Annotated in this window: 23 protein-coding genes; 12 read left to right on the forward strand and 11 right to left on the reverse strand. The window is 71.5% G+C overall.

Annotated features, from left to right (window positions below; all coding sequences use genetic code 11):
- The first annotated feature begins 18 nt into the window (after window positions 1-18).
- Window positions 19-1,422 carry a hypothetical protein gene (locus HOO61_RS03885; protein WP_172257095.1) on the forward strand — a complete coding sequence of 468 codons (1,404 nt, stop codon included), beginning with the start codon at window positions 19-21 and terminating at the stop codon, window positions 1,420-1,422.
- A gap of 164 nt (window positions 1,423-1,586) precedes the next feature.
- Here HOO61_RS03885 and glmS read toward each other — a convergent pair whose 3' ends face one another.
- The gene (gene glmS / locus HOO61_RS03890) at window positions 1,587-3,410 is read right to left on the reverse strand and encodes a glutamine--fructose-6-phosphate transaminase (isomerizing) (protein WP_172257097.1); all 1,824 of its coding nucleotides are present in this window, start codon (window positions 3,408-3,410) and stop codon (window positions 1,587-1,589) included.
- Window positions 3,411-3,434: 24 nt separating this feature from the next.
- Window positions 3,435-3,695, reverse strand: a complete 261-nt coding sequence (locus HOO61_RS03895) for a hypothetical protein (protein WP_172257099.1) — start codon at window positions 3,693-3,695, stop codon at window positions 3,435-3,437.
- Window positions 3,696-4,229: 534 nt separating this feature from the next.
- Between HOO61_RS03895 and HOO61_RS03900 the strand changes: the two genes are divergently transcribed.
- Window positions 4,230-4,799, forward strand: coding sequence for a YceI family protein (locus HOO61_RS03900; RefSeq protein ID WP_172257101.1), 570 nt, complete (start codon window positions 4,230-4,232; stop codon window positions 4,797-4,799).
- Window positions 4,800-4,932: 133 nt separating this feature from the next.
- On the opposite strand, the gene HOO61_RS03905 is transcribed toward HOO61_RS03900, so the two are convergent.
- Complete coding sequence (locus tag HOO61_RS03905; protein ID WP_367650015.1) at window positions 4,933-6,681, reverse strand: DEAD/DEAH box helicase; 1,749 nt, start codon at window positions 6,679-6,681, stop codon at window positions 4,933-4,935.
- Between the two features lie 93 nt (window positions 6,682-6,774).
- On the opposite strand from HOO61_RS03905, the gene HOO61_RS03910 reads away from it, so the two are divergent.
- From HOO61_RS03910 to HOO61_RS03935, 6 genes are all read left to right on the forward strand, one after another.
- Window positions 6,775-7,716 carry a GNAT family N-acetyltransferase gene (locus tag HOO61_RS03910; RefSeq protein WP_172257105.1) on the forward strand — a complete coding sequence of 314 codons (942 nt, stop codon included), beginning with the start codon at window positions 6,775-6,777 and terminating at the stop codon, window positions 7,714-7,716.
- A gap of 190 nt (window positions 7,717-7,906) precedes the next feature.
- Entirely contained in the window at window positions 7,907-8,740 is an 834-nt protein-coding gene (locus tag HOO61_RS03915) for a response regulator transcription factor (RefSeq protein ID WP_216658535.1), read from the forward strand.
- Window positions 8,741-8,915: 175 nt separating this feature from the next.
- Window positions 8,916-9,665 carry a response regulator transcription factor gene (locus HOO61_RS03920; RefSeq protein ID WP_172257107.1) on the forward strand — a complete coding sequence of 250 codons (750 nt, stop codon included), beginning with the start codon at window positions 8,916-8,918 and terminating at the stop codon, window positions 9,663-9,665.
- A gap of 137 nt (window positions 9,666-9,802) precedes the next feature.
- Window positions 9,803-10,453, forward strand: coding sequence for a response regulator transcription factor (locus tag HOO61_RS03925; RefSeq protein ID WP_172257108.1), 651 nt, complete (start codon window positions 9,803-9,805; stop codon window positions 10,451-10,453).
- Window positions 10,454-10,527: 74 nt separating this feature from the next.
- Window positions 10,528-12,057: an SDR family NAD(P)-dependent oxidoreductase gene (locus tag HOO61_RS03930; protein WP_172257109.1), complete on the forward strand. Its 1,530-nt coding sequence runs from the start codon at window positions 10,528-10,530 to the stop codon at window positions 12,055-12,057.
- 25 nt (window positions 12,058-12,082) lie between these two features.
- The gene (locus HOO61_RS03935; RefSeq protein ID WP_172257110.1) at window positions 12,083-12,721 is read left to right on the forward strand and encodes a hypothetical protein; all 639 of its coding nucleotides are present in this window, start codon (window positions 12,083-12,085) and stop codon (window positions 12,719-12,721) included.
- A gap of 190 nt (window positions 12,722-12,911) precedes the next feature.
- Here HOO61_RS03935 and HOO61_RS03940 read toward each other — a convergent pair whose 3' ends face one another.
- The 6 genes from HOO61_RS03940 to HOO61_RS03965 all read right to left on the reverse strand — a co-directional run bounded on the left by HOO61_RS03940 (window position 12,912) and on the right by HOO61_RS03965 (window position 18,594).
- Window positions 12,912-13,508 (reverse strand): hypothetical protein, encoded by a 597-nt coding sequence (locus tag HOO61_RS03940; RefSeq protein WP_172257111.1) that lies wholly within the window; start codon window positions 13,506-13,508, stop codon window positions 12,912-12,914.
- Window positions 13,509-13,511: 3 nt separating this feature from the next.
- Window positions 13,512-13,934, reverse strand: coding sequence for a VOC family protein (locus HOO61_RS03945; protein WP_172257112.1), 423 nt, complete (start codon window positions 13,932-13,934; stop codon window positions 13,512-13,514).
- A gap of 148 nt (window positions 13,935-14,082) precedes the next feature.
- On the reverse strand, window positions 14,083-14,427 hold the full coding sequence (locus HOO61_RS03950; RefSeq protein WP_172257113.1) for a PRC-barrel domain-containing protein: 345 nt from the start codon (window positions 14,425-14,427) through the stop codon (window positions 14,083-14,085).
- A gap of 155 nt (window positions 14,428-14,582) precedes the next feature.
- Window positions 14,583-16,652, reverse strand: coding sequence for a catalase (locus HOO61_RS03955; protein WP_172257114.1), 2,070 nt, complete (start codon window positions 16,650-16,652; stop codon window positions 14,583-14,585).
- Window positions 16,653-16,777: 125 nt separating this feature from the next.
- Window positions 16,778-17,440 carry an FMN reductase gene (locus tag HOO61_RS03960; protein WP_172257116.1) on the reverse strand — a complete coding sequence of 221 codons (663 nt, stop codon included), beginning with the start codon at window positions 17,438-17,440 and terminating at the stop codon, window positions 16,778-16,780.
- Window positions 17,437-18,594, reverse strand: a complete 1,158-nt coding sequence (locus HOO61_RS03965; RefSeq protein ID WP_172257118.1) for an LLM class flavin-dependent oxidoreductase — start codon at window positions 18,592-18,594, stop codon at window positions 17,437-17,439. Before HOO61_RS03965 ends, HOO61_RS03960 begins: the two co-directional genes overlap by 4 nt.
- Before the next feature lie 207 nt (window positions 18,595-18,801).
- Between HOO61_RS03965 and HOO61_RS03970 the strand changes: the two genes are divergently transcribed.
- Entirely contained in the window at window positions 18,802-19,188 is a 387-nt protein-coding gene (locus HOO61_RS03970) for a M48 family metallopeptidase (protein ID WP_216658537.1), read from the forward strand.
- A gap of 17 nt (window positions 19,189-19,205) precedes the next feature.
- Here the strand turns inward: HOO61_RS03970 and HOO61_RS03975 are convergent, their stop codons facing one another.
- Window positions 19,206-20,027, reverse strand: coding sequence for a DUF1963 domain-containing protein (locus HOO61_RS03975; protein ID WP_172257120.1), 822 nt, complete (start codon window positions 20,025-20,027; stop codon window positions 19,206-19,208).
- 152 nt (window positions 20,028-20,179) lie between these two features.
- Here HOO61_RS03975 and HOO61_RS03980 point away from each other — a divergent pair, with 152 nt between their 5' ends.
- Window positions 20,180-21,013, forward strand: a complete 834-nt coding sequence (locus HOO61_RS03980) for a glycerophosphodiester phosphodiesterase family protein (protein ID WP_216658538.1) — start codon at window positions 20,180-20,182, stop codon at window positions 21,011-21,013.
- A gap of 19 nt (window positions 21,014-21,032) precedes the next feature.
- Here the strand turns inward: HOO61_RS03980 and HOO61_RS03985 are convergent, their stop codons facing one another.
- Window positions 21,033-21,650 (reverse strand): response regulator transcription factor, encoded by a 618-nt coding sequence (locus tag HOO61_RS03985; protein WP_172257122.1) that lies wholly within the window; start codon window positions 21,648-21,650, stop codon window positions 21,033-21,035.
- A 192-nt stretch (window positions 21,651-21,842) separates the two neighbouring features.
- Here HOO61_RS03985 and HOO61_RS03990 point away from each other — a divergent pair, with 192 nt between their 5' ends.
- Entirely contained in the window at window positions 21,843-22,145 is a 303-nt protein-coding gene (locus HOO61_RS03990; RefSeq protein WP_172257124.1) for a metal-sensitive transcriptional regulator, read from the forward strand.
- Window positions 22,146-22,193: 48 nt separating this feature from the next.
- Window positions 22,194-22,400 carry a heavy-metal-associated domain-containing protein gene (locus HOO61_RS03995; RefSeq protein ID WP_172257126.1) on the forward strand — a complete coding sequence of 69 codons (207 nt, stop codon included), beginning with the start codon at window positions 22,194-22,196 and terminating at the stop codon, window positions 22,398-22,400.
- Window positions 22,401-22,482 lie beyond the last annotated feature (82 nt).

Genomic DNA, 22,482 nt, shown 5'->3' on the forward strand with positions numbered 1-22,482 from the left:
ACCTGATCGGGGGATCCCATGCTTCGTCGTCTCGGGGGCTGCGTCGTCGCGCTCGCCCTGCTCCTGCCCGCGCAGGCGCTCACCGCGCAGGCCGCACCCGCTGCGGACCAGCGCGCTGCCGCCACCAAGACGCGGATGGTGAAGCTGGGCCACAAGCCGGTCCGCGCCACGACCGCGCACAAGGTGCGGCTGACCTTCGAGGGCCGCAAGGGCCAGCTGGTCAACCTCGCCCGCGTCGACGCCGCCGAGCAGTGCGGCGGCCGGATCCTGCGCCGCGGCGGGAAGACCGTGAAGCCGTGGGCGCAGGGCTACTGGCGCCTGCCCCGCACCGCGAGCTACACCGCGATCAACAAGCCATGCCGCAATCAGGAGAAGGCCAGGGTCCGCCTCCAGGTCCGCAAGGTCGTGCGGCAGGACCGCCTCACCACCGACGACCCGGTCACTTCGGGTCGGAGCGCCCGCGTCACCCACCTCATACCGTTCCGGGTCCTCGCCGACGAGCGCGCCCACCTGGGAGGCGGCGGCCGACTGGCCCTGATCCGGCCCGACCGGTCGACGACCCGTGACGTGGCACCCGGTGATCTCGGGTTCGCCGTGCCGGGTGCCTCCGGCGCGTCCGGGGTCGACGTCGCCAGCCTCATCGGGCGCTGGTTCGTCGAGGTCGAGCCCCGGACCGAGGTGTCGCTCAGCACGTCCACCGTGCGCACCGTGGCGGTGGACGGGTCGCCGACGATCGTCCCCGCCGGTCGCTACGCGCGCCTGTCGTTCACAGGCACCGCGGGCCAGTGGGTCTACGCCGAGATCACGTCGGCGACGACGGGCCAGGCGGCCTACCAGCACCGGATGTACAACGTCGGACCGGCCGAGCAGTCCTCGCCGGTCGAGTACTTCCTCCCCGCCGTGCAGGTCGAGTGCCCCGGGTCCACCCCGGGCAGCTGCATGGTGACCCAGCTCCCCGCCGCCGGCACCTACGTCGTCTCCCTCCCGATCAGCCCCGGGGACGACACCGACGTCTCGGTGCGGGTCCGCAGCGCCGCCCGCGCACTGCCTGCCACTGTCGACGGCCCCGCCGTGTCGTACGCCGTCACCACCCCCGGTCGATGGGTCGTCGGCGACCTGCCCGAGGTCCCGAAGGACGCCGCCGGCGGGTCGGGGGCGACGATCACCCTCGCCAACGTGTCGATGCTGGTGGACTGGCGGGTCAGGGCCGTCAGCGGCTACGGCCCGTGCAACCCCGGTCTGTTCGACGACTGCTTCGCCATCGACGCGACCCCCAACGCCTTCACGCTGAGCCCGGCGCGACCGACGTCGCCGCTGCCCTTCGACGCCTTCGCCAACCCCGCGGTCGCGGTCCTCGCCGTTCCTCCGGGCGCCACCGGCAGCCTCGACCTGACCGTCACCAAGGATGCCCCGCAGCCCTGACCCGACGGGCGTGATGCAGCCGACAGCAAAATCCGTCAGTAGTTGCAGCGATCCACGGACAGGACGTGGACCGGGTGGGAAGGTTCTCCACGGCGCGCCCCTTGCCGACCCCATGCGGCAAGGGGCGCCCAGTCCATTTCAGGCCTTCGTCGCGGGCTTCCGGCTCACTCGACGGTGACCGACTTGGCCAGGTTGCGTGGCTTGTCGATGTCGTGACCGAGGTGCTGCGCCGCGTGGTAGGCCAGCAGCTGGAGCGGGACGTTGAGCAGGATCGGGTCGAGCTCGGGCTCGTTGCGCGGTACGACGATCCGGCGGGCGCTGACCTCCCCGAGGTCGACGTCCTCGTGCGTGATCACCACGAGCGGGCCCTTGCGCGCCTCGATCTCGTGCAGCGCGCCGACGTTGCGCTCGGCCAGCTCGTCGTGGGGCACCAGCGCGACCGTCGGCACCTCGGGGTCGATCAGCGCGAGCGGCCCGTGCTTGAGCTCGGAGGTCTGGTAGGCCTCGGCGTGGCGGTAGCTGATCTCCTTGAACTTCTGCGCGCCCTCGCGCGCCACCGGGAAGCCCCGCACGCGCCCGATGAAGAACAGGCTGCGCGCCTCCGCCAGGTCCTTGGCGACCTCGACGAGGTCGGCCTCGCCGGCGAGCACCTCCTCGATCTGCCCGGGCAGCTTCTCGAGCCCGGCGACGAGGCGCTTGCCGTCGGCGATCGACAGGTCCCGGACCCGGCCCAGCTGCAGGGCGAGCAGCGCGAAGGCGAGGAACATGTTGGTCAGCGCCTTCGTGCTGGCCACCGCGACCTCCGGCCCGGCGTGGAGGTAGATCCCGCCGTCGCACTCGCGGGCGATCGCCGACCCGACGACGTTCACCAGGCCGACGCAGCGCCCGCCCTTGCGGCGTACCTCCTGGACGGCGAGCAGGGTGTCGATGGTCTCGCCGGACTGGCTCACGGCGACGTAGAGGGTGTCGGGCTCGATCACCGGGTCGCGGTAGCGGAACTCGCTGGCGGCCTCGGCGTCGGCCGGGATCCGGGCCAGCTCCTCGATCAGCGCGGCGCCCATCTGGCCGACGTAGTAGGCCGAGCCGCAGCCGAGGATCTTGACGCGGCGCACCGCCCGCAGCTCGCGGGCGTCCATGTCGAGACCGCCGAGGTGCGCGGTGCCGAAGCGCTCGTCGAGCCGCCCGCGCAGCACCGCCTGGGCCGTGGTCGGCTGCTCCAGGATCTCCTTGCGCATGAACGACTCGTGCTCGCCCGCCTCGTACGACGCCGCGTCGACGTCGAGCTGCGCGGCCGTCTTGCCGGTCGCGACGAGGTCGCGGTGGCGCATCGTGCTGAAACCTGCGGCGGTCACGGTGGCCAGCTCGCCGTCGTCGAGGACCGCCACGGTCGTGGTGTGGCGCACGATCGCGGCGAGGTCGGAGGCGACGTACATCTCCTTGTCACCGACGCCCACGAGCAGCGGGCTGCCGTTGCGGGCGGCGACGATGCGGTCGGGGAAGTCGGCGTGGAGCACGGCGAGCCCGTACGTCCCGACCACCGCGCCGAGGGCGTCGCGGACCTTGCCCTCCAGGGTGTCGGCGTCACTGCGGGCGACGAGGTGGGCGAGCACCTCGGTGTCGGTGTCGCTGGCCAGCTCGACACCTGCGTCGGTCAGCTCGGCGCGCAGCGCAGCGGAGTTGTCGATGATGCCGTTGTGCACGACCGCGACCCGGCCGGCCTCGTCGGTGTGGGGGTGGGCGTTGGCGTCGGTGGCCGGCCCGTGGGTGGCCCAGCGGGTGTGGCCGATGCCGGTCGCGCCGGCGAACCTCTTGGGCAGCGCGTCACCGAGGTCACGCACGCGACCGGCCTGCTTGGCCACCCGGATCCCCCGGTTGCCGAGGACGGCCACGCCCGCGGAGTCGTAGCCGCGGTGCTCGAGCCGGGTCAGCCCCTCGAGGACGACCGGGGCCGCCTCCTGACGGCCGATGTAGCCGACGATTCCACACATGTTGGTTGCTTCCTGTCCGTTGATCTATCCGTAGACGATGCGTCGCAGCTGCCGCTCGGAGAGCTCCGGGGCGGCCACGACGCGCTGGGCGAGCTCCTCGGCGATGCGCGCGAAGATCTCGGGGTTCTTGGCGCCGTACGTCTTGAGGCTCGCGTGGCGGGCCCGGACGTAGTCCTCCACCGACTGGGCGTGGAAGGCGATCACGTCCTCGATGACCCGGGCGGCCTCCCCCGGCGTCAGCGACGTCGTGGCGACGACATGGGCGACGAGGGCGGGGTCCGGCACCGGACGATGATGGGCCGACAGCCCGACGATGGGCAACTTCTTGCCCGAATTCGGGCAGAACCCGCCTCTGAACCCAGGCGGGGCCCTCCCGGTGCCACCTCTCCTGTCACAGGTGGGGGAAGGGGCCCGCCTTGACCCGGGCTGGATGCCCGGAGGTGGGGATCAAGGGCCGCATCCCAGCGAAACGTTGGTGCGCCAGTGGGGACGTGCTACCTTTGGTGAACACAAGGTGAACGGGAGGTGTCGTATGAGCAAGCAGTCGATGACCGGCGCGCCGGTGTGCACCTGGGTCTCCGTCACGGATGCGTCGGGTCGCACCCGCATGGAGGCACGTTGGACGGCCGTCAACACAGCCGCCACCCGAGCCGCCTGACCCAGGTCACTTCGCACGAGCCACGCCCCACCGGGGCGTGGCTCGTGCGCATTTTGCGCTCTGTGGCCGGAAAATCGCGGACGCCGGGAATGAACCTCAGGGGCTCTCCGTTATGGTGGTTGAAAGTTCTACCAACCCCACCGAGAACTCCAGGAGCACCCATGACGACCGGTTTCGACGCCCCCACCACCGCCATCGACGACATCACCGGCGACTACACGATCGACACGAGCCACAGCCGCCTCGGCTTCGTCGCGCGCCACGCCATGGTGACCAAGGTCCGCGGCCAGTTCGGCGCCTTCGAGGGCACCGCCCGCATCGACGAGGCGAACCCGTCCGCCTCCAAGGTCGACCTCACCATCCAGGTCGCGTCCGTGGAGACCGGCAGCGCCGACCGCGACGGCCACCTCAAGTCCGCCGACTTCTTCGACGCCGAGAAGTACCCCACCATCACCTTCACCTCGACCAAGGTCGAGCGCGACGGCGACGACTGGGAGATCACCGGCGACCTCACCATCAAGGACGTCACCAAGGCCGTCACGATCGAGTTCGAGCAGACCGGCTCGGCCGTCGACCCCTTCGGCAACACCCGCGTGGGCTTCGAGGGCGACGTCACCGTGAACCGCAAGGACTGGGGCCTCACCTGGAACGCCGCGCTCGAGACCGGCGGCGTCCTCGTCTCCGAGAAGATCAAGCTCGAGTTCGACGTCTCGGCGATCCGCAACGCCTGACCCAGGCGAGCTCCCCCCTTCCTCGCGCTGAGCAGTTTGACGGGGCACTTCCTCGCGTCAGGAACGACCGACCGGGCACTTCCTTCTGAAGGAGGTGCCCGGTCGCCGCGTTTCAACGCGAGGGATCGCCCGGTCAGCGCGGGTTCTTGCCCTGGTAGCCGCCGCCCTTGCGGTGCCCGCCGGCCTTGCCGCCGTGCCCACCGCCGGGCCGGCCGCGATAGGGGCCCTTGTCGGGCTTGATCTCGATGAGCTTGCCGGAGATGCGGGTGCCGGACAGCCGGTCGAGGGTGCCGGGCGGCAGGTCGGCGGGGAGCTCGACGACCGAGAAGTCCGGCTTGATCGAGATGTAGCCGAAGTCGCCGCGCGAGAGCCCGCCCTCGTTGGCGAGCGCGCCGACGATCTGGCGCGGCTCGACCTTGTGCCGCTTGCCGACCTCGATGCGGTACGCCGCCATCGGCTGCCCGCTGCGCGACTCGCGCGGTGCCCGGTCGGCCTTGCCGCCGTGGCTCGAGCGCTCCTCGAAGGAGCGGGTGCGCGGCTCGGGCTCGGGGTCCAGGAGCAGCGGCTGCTCGCCGTGCATCACCGCGGCGAGGGCGGCGGCGACGTCGACCTCGGCCACGTCGTGCTCGCTGACGTAGTGAGAGACGACGTCACGGAAGAAGTCGATCCGCTCGGGCTGGGTCAGCGCCTGGGTGATCTGGTCGTCGAAGCGGGTGAGGCGGGTGGCGTTGACGTCGTCGACGGTCGGCAGCTGCATCTGGGTCAGCGGCTGGCGGGTGGCCTTCTCGATCGCGCGGAGCAGGTGACGCTCGCGCGGCGTGACGAAGGCGATCGAGTCGCCCGAGCGACCGGCACGGCCGGTGCGGCCGATGCGGTGGACGTAGGACTCGGTGTCGGTCGGGATGTCGTAGTTGACGACGTGGCTGATGCGCTCGACGTCGAGCCCACGAGCGGCGACGTCGGTGGCGACGAGGATGTCGAGCTTGCCGGCCTTGAGCTGGTTGACGGTGCGCTCGCGCTGCACCTGGGCGACGTCGCCGTTGATCGCCATCGCGGAGTAGCCGCGGGCCCGCAGCTTCTCGGCGAGCGTCTCGGTCTCGTTCTTGGTGCGGACGAAGACGATCATCCCCTCGAAGTTCTCGACCTCGAGGATGCGCGTGAGGGCGTCGACCTTCTGCGGGTAGGACACGATCAGGTAGCGCTGGGTGATCGTGGAGGAGGTCGTCGTCTTGTTCTTGACCGTGATCTCGACCGGGTCCGCGAGGTACTTCTTGGAGATGCGGCGGATCTGCGCCGGCATCGTCGCGGAGAACAGCGCCACGTGCTTGTCGTCCGGGGTGTCGGCGAGGATCGTCTCGACGTCCTCGGCGAAGCCCATCTTGAGCATCTCGTCGGCCTCGTCGAGGACCAGGAAGCGCAGCTCGGACAGGTCGAGCGTGCCCTTCTCGAGGTGGTCCATGATGCGACCGGGCGTGCCGACGACGACGTGCACGCCACGACGCAGCGCGGAGAGCTGGACGCCGTAGCCCTGGCCGCCGTAGATGGGAAGCACGCGCACGCCCTTCATGTGGGCGGCGTACTTCTCGAACGCCTCAGACACCTGGAGCGCGAGCTCGCGGGTGGGCGCGAGGACGAGGGCCTGCGGGGTCTTCTGGGAGAGGGCGAGCTGCGACAGGATCGGCAGGGCGAACGCGGCCGTCTTGCCGGTGCCGGTCTGCGCGAGGCCGACGACGTGGCGCCCCTCGAGGAGCGGCGGGATGGTGAGGGCCTGGATCTGCGAGGGGGTCTCGTAGCCGACGTCCGACAACGCCTTGAGGACCTCCGGCGCGAGGCCGAGGTCGGAGAAGGTCTGCTCAGGTGCTACGGGCTGCTCATCACTCACGTTGCCACGGTAGGGCCTCAGGCGTGCAGGCGACATTCCCCGGCGCCCGATAAAGGCGCGACAAGGCCCTACGTGAGCAAGCACACTCCTTCCATGCCAGAAGCGACACCAGACGCGACACCAGACGCGAAGCCGGTCCTGCCCGAGGGGCTCACCACGCGACCGCTGCAGAAGTCCGACGCCGGCGCCGTCCACCGGTTGATGGTCGCCCAGGAGCTCGAGGACACCGGGCAGGTCGCCATCGAGGAGGCCGACATCGTCGCCGACTGGGCCAAGCCCAGCCACGACCTCGAGGCGCGGTCGGTGGGCGTCTGGGACGCCGACACCCTGGTGGCGTACGCCGAGCTGATGGGCGCCGACCGCGCCGACACGGCGGTGCTGCCCAGTCACCGCGGTCGCGGCATCGGCACCTGGCTCGCGCACTGGCTCCAGGACCGGGGACGCAGCCTCGGCTCGACAGTGGTCGGCATGCCGATGCCGCAGGGCTCCGCCGGCGACCGGCTGATGGAGCAGCTCGGCTTCCACGTGAGGTGGACCAGCTGGGTGCTCCGGCTGCCGGAGGGGGCGACCATCCCCGAGCGCGACCTGCCGGACGGCTACGCGATCCGCACCGCCCGACCCGACGATCTGCGACCCGCGCACGACGTCCTCGAGGACGCGTTCCTCGAGTGGTCCGTGCGCGAGAGGGAGCCGTACGACGACTTCGAGGCGGCCACGCTCGGACGGCCCGGCTTCGAGCCGTGGAACCTGCGCGTCGCCGTCGACGGCCGCGACGAGGTGGTCGGCGTCTCGCTCGTCCTGGTCTCCGACGACGGCGCGACGGCGTACGTCAGCCGGCTCGCGGTGCGGCGCGACCAGCGCAATCGCGGGATCGCCCAGGCCCTGCTCGTCGACTCCTTCGCCCGCGGCCGCGAGCACGGCACCCGCACCTGCGAGCTCAGCACCGACTCGCGCACGGGAGCGCTGCCGATGTACGAACGAGTCGGGATGGTCGTCGACCACGTCTGGGTCAATCGCGCGATGGACCTCACCTGAGCCGGGGAAAGCGCACCGCGACGCATTTCCCGCCGCAGATTCCGTCAATTCGGCCGGTCTAGACAGCCCGTTCGCGCCTCAGACCTCTCCTAGTTCTGTGCCGTTGATGGCATTAGCATCGAGCGACGCCGTTCGGGCGGTGTCACGGCGAGGGCGTGGGGCCCTTGCCTTCGAACTGTGGGGGTTTGACGTGCAAGAGCTACATGCATTGGTCGTCGAGGACGATCCGGACATCTCGTCAGCGCTGGTGGAGACCCTCGAGGGGGCGGGCTTCCGTGTCACCTCGGCGCCGGACGGACGACAGGCGGTGAGCGCGGCGGCAGCCGATCCGCCCGACCTGGTCACGCTCGACCTGACGCTGCCGCACATGGACGGCATCGAGGTGTGCCGCCGCATCCGCGAGACCAGCGACTGCTACATCGTGATCGTGTCCGCGCGGTCCGACGAGGTCGACAAGCTGATCGGCCTCGAGGTCGGGGCGGACGACTTCGTCCTCAAGCCGTTCTCGCCGCGCGAGCTGCGCGCCCGCGTGGCCGCGCTGTTCCGGCGTCCTCGCACCGCGACGGCGGCGGACGAGTCGGCCAACGGCCGCAGCCCGCAGGTCCCGAGCCCGGCCCAGCCGGTGGACGAGCCGACCACGATCTCCGCGGGTGCGGGGCTGGTGATCAACTCCGCCCGGCGCGAGGTGCAGGTCGACGGCACGATCGTCGACCTGACCCGCATCGAGTACGACGTCCTGGAATACCTCGCGACGCACCTGTCGCGGGTGTGCACCCGCGAGGAGATGGTGCTCGCGATCTGGAGCAGCGCGCTCACCCACGACCACCACCTGGTGGACGTGCACGTGGCCAACCTGCGCGGCAAGCTGCGCCGTCACTCCGACGCCACCTGGATCCACACGATCCGCGGCATCGGCTACCGGATGGACCGCGAGGGCGAGGAGCAGGACCGTCGTGCCGGCGGGGGTCCCTACCTCGTCGCCCGGATCGACTCGGAGGACTGGGCCCGGGGCCTGGACTTCTGACGCTCCGACGGGACGCGTGACCCCCTCGTAGGGGGGTGCTGCGCCCGGTTCGACCACGCTCCCCACCTGCCGCCGCCTAGCATCGTCGGCAGGCGGGGAGCACCGACCGTGCCCACCCGGTTTCAGGCCGGGCGCGGCAGGGTAGGTGAACGGTCAACTGGGGAGCACACGGATGATGAACGCACGGACAGCCGTGGTCGTCGAGGACGACCACGACGTCGGCGACGCCATCTCCAAGCTCCTCGACCAGGCCGGGTTCGACGTCACCGTCGCGCGCACCGGGACCGAGGCGCTCACGCTCATCGGTGAGGCGCGTCCCGACCTGGTCACGCTCGACCTCACCCTGCCCGACATCGACGGGGTCGAGGTCTGCCGGCAGATCCGCACGGTCAGCGACTGCTACGTCATCGTCGTCAGCGGCCGCACCGCCGAGGTGGACCGCCTCATCGGGCTCGAGGTCGGCGCCGACGACTACCTGGTCAAGCCGTTCTCCATGCGCGAGCTGCAGGCCCGGGTGGCCGCCCTCTTCCGGCGTCCGCGCAGCAGCCACCAGGGCCCCGCGGCGGCTGCGCCGGCGCCGACATCCGAGCCCGTCCCCGACTTCGCCCCGACCAGCTCCGAGGGCTGCAGCGACCTGACGCTCAACCGCGGGTCGCGCGAGGTGCTGGTGTCCGGCCGGGAGGTCGACCTGACCCGCACCGAGTTCGATCTGCTCGCCCACCTCGTGGGCCACCCTGGGGTCGTGGTCCCCCGCGAGGAGCTGATGCGGGCCGTGTGGGCGAGCGACTTCGTCCCCGACAGCACCCACGTCGTCGACGTGCACCTGGCCAACCTGCGCCGCAAGCTCCGCAGCGCCGCCGGCAGCAACCAGTGGATCCGCACCATCCGGGGCGTCGGCTTCCGCTTCGACCCCTGCTGCCCCTGACCCGGCTCCTGACCCGGCTGAGCACCGCCGGCACGACCCGCCGCAGGGGTGGGATCGCTGCGCGCCGTTGCCTCAGGATCGTGTCAACTCGGTGGAACGCCGGGTCCAAGTCGCGCAAACAGCAGTACGTTGAGCCCATGGTCATTCGAGTCGCGCTGGTCAACGACGACGAGGTCGTCGTCCGCGGCCTCGACGCGATGATGCGCAGCTACGGCCACCGCGTCGAGGTGGTCGAGCTGGTGGCCGGCAAGCCCGTCGCGCAGCCGGTCGACGTCGCCCTCTACGACACGTTCGGGATGGGCCAGGGCAACGGTCCCGCCGTACGCCACCTCGTCGAGAGCCCGCAGGTCCGCTCCGTCGCGGTCTACACGTGGAACTTCCAGCCGTGGCTGACCCGCGACACCCTCAGCCAGGGCGTCCGCGGCTACCTGTCCAAGAGCCTGCCCGCCGCCCGCCTGGTCGACGCCGTGACCGCGATCTCCTCGGGACAGCTCGTCGTCTCGCCCTCGCGGGGACGCTCGCCGCTCGTCGGCGGCGACTGGCCCGGGCGCGAGGAGGGCCTCACCGCGCGCGAGGCCGAGGTGCTGTCGCTGATCACCATGGGCCTGAGCAACCAGGAGATCGCCGAGCGCACCCTGCTGTCGCTCAACTCCATCAAGTCCTACATCCGCTCGGCCTACCGCAAGATCGACGTCGACTCGCGCTCGCGGGCGGTGCTGTGGGGCGTCGAGCACGGCATGCGCGCCGACCGGGTGCGCATCAACGGATCCCCGGCCCGCGAGGCCTGACCGGGCCGTCCGCCCGCGTGGCGGGGGCTCCGCGCTTTGGGGACCGGGCGCCGCAGCGCCGTACCCTCCTCCCCGTGACACAGCAGCAGCACCGCTCGGCCGAGCACGGCATCGACCCCGACAAGCTGGCGATCGCGCTCGAGGTCCTGCAGGACGTGGCGGCACTCCCGCCGGACCACGACGACGTACGCACCATGAAGCGCGCGGCGTCCTCCATGTACAAGCTCATCAAGAAGCAGCGCCGTGCCGAGATCCGGATGGAGCGGCTGCAGCACGACCTCGACATCATCGCGAAGACCGCCACCGGCTCACCGATGCGGATCGACGACGAGACCGCCGGCATCCCGCTGGTCTCCAACGCGGCGGGCGCCTTCGCCGGCGAGCTCATCACCGCACGCGGGTGCTACATCTGCAAGCAGGACTTCACCCTCGTCGACGCGTTCTACCACTGGCTGTGCCCCACCTGCGCGGCGATGAGCCACGCCAAGCGCGACCAGCGCACCGACCTCACCGGCAAGCGCGCGCTGCTCACCGGCGGCCGCGCCAAGATCGGGATGTACATCGCACTGCGCCTGCTCCGCGACGGCGCGCACACCACGATCACGACCCGCTTCCCCAAGGACGCCGTACGTCGGTTCGCGGCGATGGAGGACGCGGCCGACTGGCTGCACCGGCTCAAGGTCGTCGGCATCGACCTGCGCGACCCCACGCAGGTCATCTCCCTCACCGACGACGTCGCTGCCGACGGGCCGCTCGACATCATCATCAACAACGCCTGCCAGACCGTACGACGCCTGCCGGGCGCGTACTCGCACCTGATCGACGGCGAGGCCGCACCACTGCCGACCGCCGAGTCCCTCGGGGTGACCGCACTGCCGGAGATGGTCACCTTCGACCGGATCTCCGAGGCGCACCCGGCCGCGATCGCCGGCGCACTGTCCTCGACCGCGGTCGCCCACCACGACGGCGAGTCCGCCGAGCACGCGCTCGCCGCGCACAACGCCGCGTCGCTGACCGCCCTCGCCCTCAAGGCCGGGGGCGCCTCCCTGGACGCGCACCTGGCGGGCACGGCGATCGACGCGGGCGGCCTGATCCCCGACATCCAGGACAACAACTCGTGGACGCAGGTGCTCGACGAGGTCGATCCGCTGGAGCTCCTCGAGGTGCAGTTCTGCAACTCGATCGCGCCGTTCCTGATCAACTCCCGGTTGCGGCCCTCGCTGCGGGCGGCCGTGCAGAACGGCGCCCGCCGCGCCTACATCGTCAACGTCTCGGCGATGGAGGGGCAGTTCGGTGGTCGTCGCTACAAGGGTGCCGGCCACCCGCACACCAACATGGCCAAGGCCGCGCTCAACATGATGACCCGCACGTCGTCGGGGGAGATGTTCGAGACCGACAGCATCCTCATGACCGCCGTCGACACCGGCTGGATCACCGACGAGCGGCCGCACCACGAGAAGCTCCGGATCGCCGCCGAGGGCTGGCACGCGCCGCTCGACCTGGTCGACGGTGCCGCGAGGGTCTACGACCCGATCGTGCTCGGCGAGCAGGGCGAGGACATCTATGGCTGCTTCCTGAAGGACTACCAGCCCGCCCCCTGGTGAGGCCGGCTGCTGGTTGACTCGGCGCATGAGCCGCCTCGAGACCGCTGAAGAGTTCCACGCCCGCGTCGCCGCCGCGACCGACGCCGAGGGCCGGCTGCCCGTGGCGATCGAGGAGATGCCCGGGTGGGACATCTTCCCGTTCGAGCCCGACGGCCTGCGGATCAAGCCGCTCGAGCCGCTGCAGGACGCCGAGCCGCCCCGCGAGGGCGAGGACCCGGCCGACTGCTTCTGCCGGCAGCCGATGCCGCCCGAGCGCGCCGCCCGGATCGCCTGGCGCAACCAGCGCTGGCTGCTCGTCACGCTCGACATGAAGCTGCCGGTCTCACTGATCCTGCGGCCGGTCGAGCACTTCGACATCGCCGACCTGCCCGACGACATGGCGGCCGAGATGGGCGTGCTGATGGTGCGGGTCACGGCTGCGGTCGAGGAGCTGCCGAGCGTCGGGCGCTGCCACATCGGGCGGTACGGCGACGGCGGCGCCCACGCGCACCCGTTCTTCTTCGGCCGCCCGGCCCGCATGGGACAGCTGCGCGGGTCCTGCCTGCTCGACTGGGAGGAGAACCTGCCCCCGGTCCCCGACGACGTACGCCTCGCCAACGCCGGGCACGTCGGGCGCCGCCTCGTCGAGCGGGTCGGCGGGCAGGGCCCGGCCTGGGAGGCCTGAACCTCCACCCGCCGCAATCCGCCGCAGGTGGTCGCGCGCCCGGCGCCAGCGGGGGTAGTCCAGTGGATTGCGGCTGTCGATCGGGTTCCCGGACGACCAGAACCCACTGGACTACCGAGCCGGACGACCAGGACCCACTGGACTACCCCCGCCCCCGGGAGGCTGGCGGGCCCGCCGGGCGGTGGGGACCTCAGGCGGTCGCCCGGGCGGCGTCCCAGAGCCGGCGGCACTCGCGCACGTCCTGGCCGTAGACCGCGACCAGCTCGGGGGGCAGGCCGTCGGGGTGGGCGGCGAGGAGGTCCTCGAGGGCGGCGTAGGACTCGAGGAAGGCCGCGGTGTCCGGGTCGGAGACGTCGGTGGACGCGGTCGAGGTGTGCAGCGCGAGCGGGTCGGTCACGGCGCGGGTCCACTCCTCGCGGATCGCCTCGTGCCGCTCCCGGGAGACGGCGAGCAGGCCGACGAGCGACGGGTCGCGGGTGACCCCGTCGCGCTCGCTGTCGCCGTACGACGACTCCAGCCGGCCGACGTCGCGCCGGGCTCGCTCCCGCAGCGCCCAGAGCCCGGCGAAGCCGAGGGCGTTGACCGCGAGCAGCGCCGGCACGGCGAGCGTCGTCACGTCGAGCTGCCAGAAGACCGGGAGGAGGAACACCGCCTGCAGGACCAGCAGGACGAGCGCGACGCCCGTGATCGGGTAGTCGGCGCGCACCCGGAGCCGGTCGGCGCGGACCGTGCCGGCGTGCACGCGGGCAGGGGGCGGGTCGGCCCGCCACGGGACGAGGTCGGGCACGCGTCAGGACCCGGCGTCTCCGGCGATGTTGAACAGCCAGCTGATGCCGTAGCGGTCCTTGAAGGACCCGAAGACGTCGCCCCAGGGCTGCGTGCCGAGCGGCGTCGTGACGGCCTGCGCACCCTCGCTGAGGGCATCGAACCAGCGCCGCATCTTCTCCGCGTCGTCACCCGCGATGCTGACCGACACGTTGTCGCCGAAGGTCACCTCGACGAACTCCGGCGGCGCGTCGGCGCCCATCAGGGTGAAGCCGTCGGGCGTCTCGAGCTGGCCGTGCATGACCTGCTCGGCGAGCGGGCCCTCGGTGCCCATGTCGCCGAAGGTCATGAAGGTCGGCTCGCCGCCGAGCACCGAGGCGTAGAACTCCATCGCCTCGCGGGCCTTCCCGTCGGCGAAGTTGAGGTAGGGGTTGAGCACGACGGACATCGCTGGTCTCCTCCCGAGGCGACATGCAGGTGGACCACCCAACCTAGTGACGCGGCGCGGGCCGGGGAAGCGCCGAGACGCACGGCGCCCCGGACGAGCGTGTCGTCCGGGGCGCCGGCGCGGGGGTGCGCGGGAGACGCAGGTCGCGTCAGCGGCTGGAGTACGGCGTGTAGTAGTCCGTGTGACGACCGCGGGAGTCGTCGTTCCAGTCGTCCTTGGCGTAGTCCGGTGCGGACTTGATCTGGTCCTTGGTGAGGTTGACCATCACGGTCTTGCCGTCGTGGTCGATCCCGGTCACGGCGCCGGCGGGGACGAGCCGCTTCTTGCCGAAGATCCAGAAGCCGGTGTCGACGACGAGCCACTGTCCGGCGGCCTCGTTGCTGGCCTCGTCGATCTTGCCGATCGACCCGTCGGTCGCCTCGACGTCGTAGCCGATGAGGTCGCTGTCCTGGCTCCACGTCGTGTCGCGGTAGCTCCACACGGTGTCACTCATGGTTCCCTCCCAAGGGATCTCGGTTGTGCCGAGCAATCGACGTAACCACCCGCTCCGGGGGCGGAGCACACCCGTGGGGCGGTGTGACAGCCGGTTACCGCCCCAGGGGTACGTCCGCAGGGGTACGTCCGCAGGGGTACGTCGACGCCCGCAGGTCAGTCCTGCACGGGCCGTTCCCAGTGACGCAGCGCCGCGCACTGCTCGAGGAACCCGGCCACCGACGAGGCGGTGAGCTCCGGGCACCCGTCGTCCGGGGTCACGGCGGCCGCGTCGAGCAGTGCCTGCGCGTCGGCCGACCAGCCGAGGAACTTCTGGTGCGCGAAGGCGTCGTCGACGAAGTCGCGGGCCGTCTTGCGCCCCGCCAGCTCCTGCGCCCCGTCCGCGGACGGCACGACGGCCACGGCGTCGAAGAGCACCGACGGGGCGCCCACGACCGCATGGTCGGGGACCAGCTTGCGCCCGCCCTTGAGCCTCAGCGGCCCGGCGGCAGGGGCGACGTACTCCACCAGCGCACCGGCACCGGTGAACGCGTCCTCGATCGCCTTGACCAGCGCGCCGTCGGACCCGGGGGTCACCAGCACGCCGAGCTTGCGGCCGGCGAAGGAGTCGGGGCCGTTGAGCAGGATGCTGAGCGCGGCCGACTCGGGCAGGTCGGTGCGCGGCTCGATCGCGGCCGGGTTGGCCTCCGGCAGCGGCATGCCGAGCTCGTCGGCGACGCCCTGCGCGAGGTCCTCGTGGACGTTGCGGAGGTTGCCGAGCATCCGGGTGCGGATGGCCGGCTCCTCGCACTTGCCGAGCTCGAAGCCGTACGCCGCCACGATGTGCTGCTGCTCGACGTCGGTCTGGCTGATCCAGAACTGCCGGGCCTGGCTGTAGTGGTCGGCGAAGGTCTCCGACCGCACGCGGCGCACCTGTCCGCCCTCCTCCCGCGGCACGCTCGTGTAGCCGTTCTCGACGTCGGCGCGCGGGCCGCGCTCGGTGCCGCCGAGCGAGTTGGGCTCGTAGTTGGCCCGGCCCTCCTGGCGCGACATCTGCATGTGGCCGTCGCGCTGGAAGTGCGCGACCGGGCAGCGCGGCGCGTTGATCGGGATCTGCGTGAAGTTGGGGCTGCCGAGCCGCTTGAGCTGGGTGTCGAGGTAGGAGAAGTTGCGGCCCTGCAGCAGGGGGTCGTCGCTGAAGTCGATGCCGGGCACGACGTTCTGCGTGCAGAAGGCGACCTGCTCGGTCTCGGCGAAGACGTTGCTCGCCACCCGGTCGAGCGTCAGTCGGGCGATGACCCGCACCGGCACCTGCTCCTCGGGGATGATCTTGGTCGCGTCGAGGACGTCGAACTCGAACTCCTCGGCGAACGCCTCGTCGAAGACCTGCACGCCGAGGTCCCACTGGGGGAAGTCGCCGGCCTCGATGGCGGCGTAGAGGTCGCGGCGGTGGAAGTCGGGGTCGGCGCCGTTGATCTTGACCGCCTCGTTCCACACGACCGACTGCATGCCCTGGCGCGGCTTCCAGTGGAACTTCACGAACGTCGACTCGCCGTCGGCGTTGACGAAGCGGAAGGTGTGGACGCCGAAGCCCTCCATGAACCGGAACGACCGCGGGATCGCGCGGTCCGACATCTGCCACAGGGTCATGTGGGTCGACTCGGGCATCAGGGAGATGAAGTCCCAGAAGGTGTCGTGGGCGCTCTGTGCCTGCGGCCAGCCGCGGTCCTGCTCCTCCTTGACCGCGTGGACGAGGTCGGGGAACTTCATCGCGTCCTGGATGAAGAAGACCGGGATGTTGTTGCCGACGAGGTCCCAGTTGCCCTCCTCGGTGTAGAGCTTCACCGCGAAGCCGCGCACGTCGCGCGCGAGGTCGAAGGACCCGAGGTTGCCGGCGACGGTCGAGAAGCGGACGAAGGCCTCCGTGCGCTTGCCCTTGCGCGCGAACGGCGCCGCCCGGGTCAGGTCGGTGACCGGGTCGAGGCACTCGAGGTAGCCGTGGGCGCCGTAGCCGCGGGCATGCACGACGCGCTCGGGGATCCGCTCGTGGTCGAAGTGGAAGATCTTCTCCCGCATCGCGAAGTCCTCGAGCAGGGTCGGGCCCCGCTCGCCGGCGCGCAGCGAGTTCTGGTCGTCGCCCATCGGGACGCCCTGGGCGGTGGTCATCACCTCGCCCCTGACCGGCGCCTGGTGCAGCTCGCCGCCCTCGCCGGTGCGGTCCTTCGAGGTGGTCGTCCTGCGCGCCATGGCACGTCCTTCCGAGGGGGTCGTCGCGGTCCTCTCGACGGTAGGCGCGCCCCGTCTCGAACCGGCTCACCCCGTGGGACCCCCGACCTCGGTAGGCGCCCGGACGGGTGGTCCCCAGGTCTGCCCTAGTCGGTGCCGCTGTGCCCGCGCAGCAGGTCGCCGAAGGGCGTCACGTCGGCCTCGACCTGCGTGCCGGACGTACGCCTCGGGCGCGCGGCCAGGTCGGGAGCGAAACCGCCGACGCCGTAGTCGCCCTGGCCCACGACCAGCGCCGCGAGCTCGGCCGCAGCGCGGGTGATCCGGTCCGAGAGCCCGTGGCTGCCGAAGTCCTCGGTGGCGGCGAAGATGCCGGTGGGTACGACGACCGCGCGGAGGTAGGCGAAGAGCGGCCGCATCGCGTGGTCGAGCACCAGCGAGTGCCGGGCGCTGCCGGCGGCTGCCGCGATCAGCACCGGCGTACCGGCCAGCGCGTCCTTGTCGAGGGCGTCGAAGAACATCTTGAACAGCCCGCTGTAGCTGCCGTTGAACACCGGCGTCACCACGATGAGGCCGTCGGCCGCGGCGACCTGCTCGCGAAGCTCGGTCAGCCGCGGGGTCGGGATACCGCCGGTGACCATGAAGGTCGCCAGCTCGCCGGCGACCTCGCGCAGCTCGATGAACTCGACGTCGACGGCCTCGCCGCGGGCGGTGACCTGCGCGGTGCTCGCCTCGGCGAGCTGGTCGGCCAGCAGCCGGGTGGACGACGGGACGGTCAGCCCCGCCGTCACCACGACGACGCGTCGACTCATGCGCCCACCTGCGCGGCCTGCTCTGCCTGGAGCTCCTCGACGCGGGCCCGGGCGGGCTCGACGTGGTGGTGCGGGGCGTCGGGGCCGGCCGCCACGAGGGAGGCGTGGGTGGGCGGGTCGCTGGGCACGTGGGCGGGGCGCCGGCGCTCGAACTCCTTGCGGAGCACCGGGACGACCTCGGTGCCGAGCATCTCGATCTGCTCGAGCACGAGCGACGTCGGCAGGCCGGCGTGGTCCATCAGGAACAGCTGGCGCTGGTAGTCGCCGACGTAGTCGGCGAAGCCGAGGGTGCGCTCGATGACCTGCTCGGGGGTGCCGACGGCCAGCGGGGTCATCTCCGAGAAGTCCTCCAGCGACGGGCCGTGGCCGTAGACCGGGGCGTTGTCGAAGTAGGGTCGGAAGACCCGCTTGGCCTCGGCCTCCGTCGAGGCCATGAAGGCCTGCCCGCCGAGGCCGACGTAGGCCTGGTCGGCGGAGCCGTGGCCGTAGTGCTCGAAGCGACGGCGGTAGAGCTGCACCATCTGCTGGGTGTGCTCCTTGTTCCAGAAGATGTGGTTGTGGAAGAAGCCGTCACCGTAGTACGCCGCCTGCTCGGCGATCTCGGTGCTCCGGATCGACCCGTGCCACACGAAGGGCGGCGTGCCGTCGAGCGGCGCGGGCGTCGAGGTGTAGCCCTGCAGCGGCGTGCGGAACTGGCCCTGCCAGTTGACGACGGGCTCGCGCCAGAGCTTGCGCAGCAGGTGGTAGTTCTCGACCGCGAGCTTGATGCCGTCGCGGATGTCCTTGCCGAACCAGGGGTACACCGGGCCGGTGTTGCCGCGGCCCATCATCAGGTCGACGCGACCGCCGGAGAGGTGCTGAAGGAAGGCGTAGTCCTCGGCGATCTTGACCGGGTCGTTGGTGGTGATCAGCGTGGTGCTGGTCGACAGCAGCAGCCCCTCGGTCTGCGCGGCGATGAAGGCCAGGTGGGTCGTCGGGGACGACACGACGAACGGCGGGTTGTGGTGCTCGCCGGTCGCGAAGACGTCCAGGCCGACCTCCTCGGCCTTGAGGGCGTACTGCGTCATCGCCGAGATGCGCTCGGCCTCGGACGGGGTCCGTCCGGTGGTCGGGTCCGTCGTGACGTCACCGACGCTGAAGATGCCGAACTGCATGGTTCCTCCTGCCCTGGGTCCAACCCTTTGGTTGAAGTTTGTACCACTCTCAACCGGCTGTCCTCCCCCAGTATTCCGTGCGATCGGGCGTGGAATCGCCGGGGCGCCTGCGGCGTTGGACCGGCATCCGGGCGCACGCTCGGACCAACCCCTCCGGCGAGCTGTCCTCCGGACACCCGGGGGACCTGCTCTGCGAGAGGAGCGACGATGACCGACTTCACCCCCTTCGAGGACCTGCTGCGCGGACACGCGGGCCTGCTGCAGGACTCCACCCACGACCGCTGGCTGCGCGCGCAGGCACTCTTCGAGATGCGCTCCTACCGCGAGGCCGCCGTCATGCTCACCGAGCTGCTCGACGACCCGGGCGATGTCGGGCACGAGCTGACCGACGTACGCCTGCTGCTGGCCCGCTCGCTCTTCCACTCGGCCCAGCTCGACGGCACGATCCGGGTCGCGACCGAGCTGCTCGAGCACGACCCCAACGAGCCGTACGCCCACCTGCTGCTCGGCCGCGCCCTGCAACGCAAGGGTCGGCGGGACGAGGCCCGGCCGCACCTGCGGCTCGCCGAGCTCCTCGGCGGCTACCGCAGCTGACCGGCTAGGGACACGCCCTAGGCGCACTGCCAGGTGAAGCCGATGTCGTCGGGGAGCCGCGGCGGCTGCGTGCCGTCGGTGCGAGCGAGCCAGTAGAGGCAGCCCTCGTCCCCCCAGGCGGTGCCGGCCGCCGCGTCGCTGTCGACCTGCAGGAGCGGTCGCCAGCGGAGCGCCTCGGCGGTGTGGGCGTCGTCGTACGTCGCCGTGCCAAGGTGGGTCTCGGCGACCTCGACCTCGACGGGGCCCTGGACCGCCGAGGCCCACCCACCCAGCTGGTGGCCCCAGACGTCGACCCCGACCTCGTCCTCCAGCAGCTGGCCGAGCGCCTCGGCGAAGTCGTCCGGCAGCTCGTCGAGGCCTGACTGCTCGAGGACCGGGTGCCCGTCGCCCGGCCAGGTGAGCACCTCGACCGCCGTCAGCTCGACGGCCGGGTCTGCCGCCGGACCGGTGCCGTCCACGTGCAGCAGGCGCGAGCCGGGACGCGAGTCCGGGTCGCCGCTGAGCACGACCGCGCCGGTCCCGTCCGGGTCGTCGAAGAAGAACGCCAGGAGTCGTCCCTCCGTCGGCAGGGCCAGGCCGGCGTCCGCGCCGGTCGCGGCGAGCGCGGCCAGGTCGACCTCCGCGACGAACCCCAGCGGACCGTGACCTGACCACTGCGGCCAGTCGGTCCCCGGCGGCAGCTCGGGCGTGCCGCCCAGGCGGGCGACGACGGGGTCCCCCGCCCGCGCCGGGACGAGCTGGACGGCCGGGCGCAGCAGGGCGAGCCAGCGGCGTGCGGCGTCGGGCTCCAGGTGGGTGGCGGCGAGCTCGGCGAGGTGGGCGGCGGTCCGAGAGGTCATGGGCGTGATCATGGCAGCGCGCCGGTCGCGCCGACGACGACGAGGTGAACGCCGGCTCCTCCTCACGGCGCGCCGGAGAAGCCTCCGTGAACACTCGCTCGGACGCCCCCGTCGGCAGCGACAGGGGGCCGGCAGCGGCACATGCTGATCACGTGAGCAGCTACGGCGACCACCCCGGACCCCTGGCCATCGCGCACCGCGGCGGCATGGCACTGGCCCCCGAGAACACCCTGGCCGCCTTCGGGCGGGCCACCGCCCTCGGCCTCACCCACCTCGAGTCCGACGTCCGCACCACCCGCGACGGGCACGTCGTGTGCTTCCACGACCCGACGCTGCGCCGCGTCACCGGCCATCCCGGCCGGGTCGCCGACCTCGACCTCGCCGACCTGCGGCGGCTCCGTGTCGACGGCACCGACCAGGTCCCGACGCTGGTCGAGGCGATGGCGTCCTTCCCCGACGCGAGGTTCGCGATCGACCTCAAGGACGAGGCCTCGATCGCTGCGACGGCGCGGCTGCTGCGGGCCAACCCCGGCTGGGCGGAGCGGATCCTGGTCGCCGGGGCGTGGGCGCGCTGGCTGGACCGGCTGCGGGACGAGGCGCCGGGCGTGACGACGGCGCTCGGCTGGCGCTCGTTGACCATGCTCATCGCCTGCTCGCGCGGCGGCGTACGCCCTCCCGGCCTGCGGGTCGACGTGCTCGCGCGCGGCGGGTTCGCGCACGTGCCGATCCGGCTCGGACGCCTGCCCGTGCACTCCGAGCGGGTGATCCGGCGGGCCCACGAGCTCGGCATCAGGGTCGTCGTGTGGACCGTGGACGACCCCGCCACGATGCGCACGCTGCTCGACATGGGCGTCGACGGGATCATCACCGACCGGCCCGACGTGCTGCGCGAGGTGCTCGTCAGCCGCGACCAGTGGACGCGCCCGTCCGGCGTACGCACGGTCGTCCCTCCAGCGGCACCCGCGGCACCCGCCAACGCGCCCTGACCGTGCCTCGAGCGGGCCGTCAGACGCGCTCGAGGGCCTCCGCGGCCAGGCCGTGCGAGACGGCCCAGAGCACCGCCTGGCTGCGGCTCTGCACGCCGGTCTTGCGGTAGGCGCTGCGGATGTAGGACTTCACCGAGTTGAGCGAGATCTGCATCTGTCGCGCGATGTCGTCGTTGCTCTTGCCGGTCGCGATGTGGGCCAGGGTCTCCCGCTCGCGAGCGGTCAGGAAGTCCACCTGCGTCGAGGACCGCAGGTCCTTGGTCGGCAGCACCGGCAGCAGCGGCGCGACGACGGTCTCGCCGAGGTGGATGGAGCGCAGGGCGCGGCCGAGCTGCTGGGCGTTGAGGCTCTTGGCGAGGTAGCCGGTGACCCCGTCCCCCAGGGGCTCGTGGGCGAGGCCCGGCTGGTGGTTCCACGTGTAGACGGCGACCCGCCGGATGTGGGGGTCGGTGACCGCGCGCTGGAGGGTGGTGTCGCCGCGGGCCGTGCCGAAGGTCTCGACCAGCGCGATGTCCACGGGCAGGCGGGAGCGGTCCTTGATCGTCCCGAGCTCGAAGCCGCCGAGCGTCTTCAGCATGCTGTCGAGGCCTCGCCTCACGAGCTCGTCACCGCCGAGCAGCGCGACACGGATGTCCATTGGTCGTCCTCAGGGTCGTCCGGGAGCGGCGGACAGGCTCGCCCGCCCCTCGACGACCCCCCGACCGTCATCGGGGACAGTAGCCCGCGAAGGTCCCGTACATCCCCTTGAGGGGTGCCCACACCACCCTTTACACCCCCTCGGGTGGGCCTGGGCTTGTCCTGCATACCCCCTGGGGGTATCGTTCAGGCCATGAGCGAGCACCACGGTCACCTCGAGGGCAACGACGAGGCCGTCCAGGCCCACCTCAAGCGCCTGCGCCGGATCGAGGGACAGGTCCGCGGGATCCAGCGGATGGTCGAGGAGGAGAAGTACTGCATCGACATCCTGACCCAGGTGTCCGCGGCCACCAAGGCGCTGCAGTCCCTCGCGCTGTCGCTGCTCGACGACCACATGGCGCACTGCGTCGTCGACGCCGCCCGCCAGGGCGGGGAGGAGCAGGAGCTCAAGCTCAAGGAGGCGTCCGAGGCCATCGCCCGCCTCGTCCGATCCTGACCCGACGGCCTGACGCGCCCGACCCACCCACTGTCTGAGGAGACACCCATGAGCGAGACCACCACCTACACCGTCACCGGCATGACCTGCGGCCACTGCGCCGCCTCGGTCACCGAGGAGATCTCCGAGATCGCGGGCGTCGAGGACGTCGACGTCGTCGTCGAGACCGGAGCCGTCACCGTCACCAGCGCCACCCCGCTCGACGAATCGGCCGTCCGCGCCGCCGTCGAGGAGGCCGGCTACGCACTCGTCTGAGAGCGGTGGCCTGTCCGCGAGCGCCAGCGAGCCGACAGGACGCCGAGTCGAGTTCTTGAACCCCAACCCCGAGGAGCCGTCG

This window comes from Nocardioides sp. zg-1230, from assembly GCF_013155335.1.
Classification (GTDB): domain Bacteria; phylum Actinomycetota; class Actinomycetes; order Propionibacteriales; family Nocardioidaceae; genus Nocardioides.

Bases quoted from the DNA above. Each gene is read 5' to 3' on its own strand.
- HOO61_RS03965 (WP_172257118.1), bottom strand. From the start codon at position 18,594: ATGCAGTTCGGCATCTTCAGCGTCGGTGACGTCACGACGGACCCGACC.
- HOO61_RS03995 (WP_172257126.1), top strand. From the start codon at position 22,194: ATGAGCGAGACCACCACCTACACCGTCACCGGCATGACCTGCGGCCAC.
- HOO61_RS03975 (WP_172257120.1), bottom strand. From the start codon at position 20,027: ATGACCTCTCGGACCGCCGCCCACCTCGCCGAGCTCGCCGCCACCCAC.
- HOO61_RS03970 (WP_216658537.1), top strand. From the start codon at position 18,802: ATGACCGACTTCACCCCCTTCGAGGACCTGCTGCGCGGACACGCGGGC.
- HOO61_RS03910 (WP_172257105.1), top strand. From the start codon at position 6,775: ATGCCAGAAGCGACACCAGACGCGACACCAGACGCGAAGCCGGTCCTG.
- HOO61_RS03955 (WP_172257114.1), bottom strand. From the start codon at position 16,652: ATGGCGCGCAGGACGACCACCTCGAAGGACCGCACCGGCGAGGGCGGC.
- HOO61_RS03985 (WP_172257122.1), bottom strand. From the start codon at position 21,650: ATGGACATCCGTGTCGCGCTGCTCGGCGGTGACGAGCTCGTGAGGCGA.
- glmS (WP_172257097.1), bottom strand. From the start codon at position 3,410: ATGTGTGGAATCGTCGGCTACATCGGCCGTCAGGAGGCGGCCCCGGTC.
- HOO61_RS03960 (WP_172257116.1), bottom strand. From the start codon at position 17,440: ATGAGTCGACGCGTCGTCGTGGTGACGGCGGGGCTGACCGTCCCGTCG.
- HOO61_RS03885 (WP_172257095.1), top strand. From the start codon at position 19: ATGCTTCGTCGTCTCGGGGGCTGCGTCGTCGCGCTCGCCCTGCTCCTG.
- HOO61_RS03990 (WP_172257124.1), top strand. From the start codon at position 21,843: ATGAGCGAGCACCACGGTCACCTCGAGGGCAACGACGAGGCCGTCCAG.
- HOO61_RS03950 (WP_172257113.1), bottom strand. From the start codon at position 14,427: ATGAGTGACACCGTGTGGAGCTACCGCGACACGACGTGGAGCCAGGAC.
- HOO61_RS03900 (WP_172257101.1), top strand. From the start codon at position 4,230: ATGACGACCGGTTTCGACGCCCCCACCACCGCCATCGACGACATCACC.
- HOO61_RS03945 (WP_172257112.1), bottom strand. From the start codon at position 13,934: ATGTCCGTCGTGCTCAACCCCTACCTCAACTTCGCCGACGGGAAGGCC.
- HOO61_RS03925 (WP_172257108.1), top strand. From the start codon at position 9,803: ATGGTCATTCGAGTCGCGCTGGTCAACGACGACGAGGTCGTCGTCCGC.
- HOO61_RS03920 (WP_172257107.1), top strand. From the start codon at position 8,916: ATGAACGCACGGACAGCCGTGGTCGTCGAGGACGACCACGACGTCGGC.
- HOO61_RS03935 (WP_172257110.1), top strand. From the start codon at position 12,083: ATGAGCCGCCTCGAGACCGCTGAAGAGTTCCACGCCCGCGTCGCCGCC.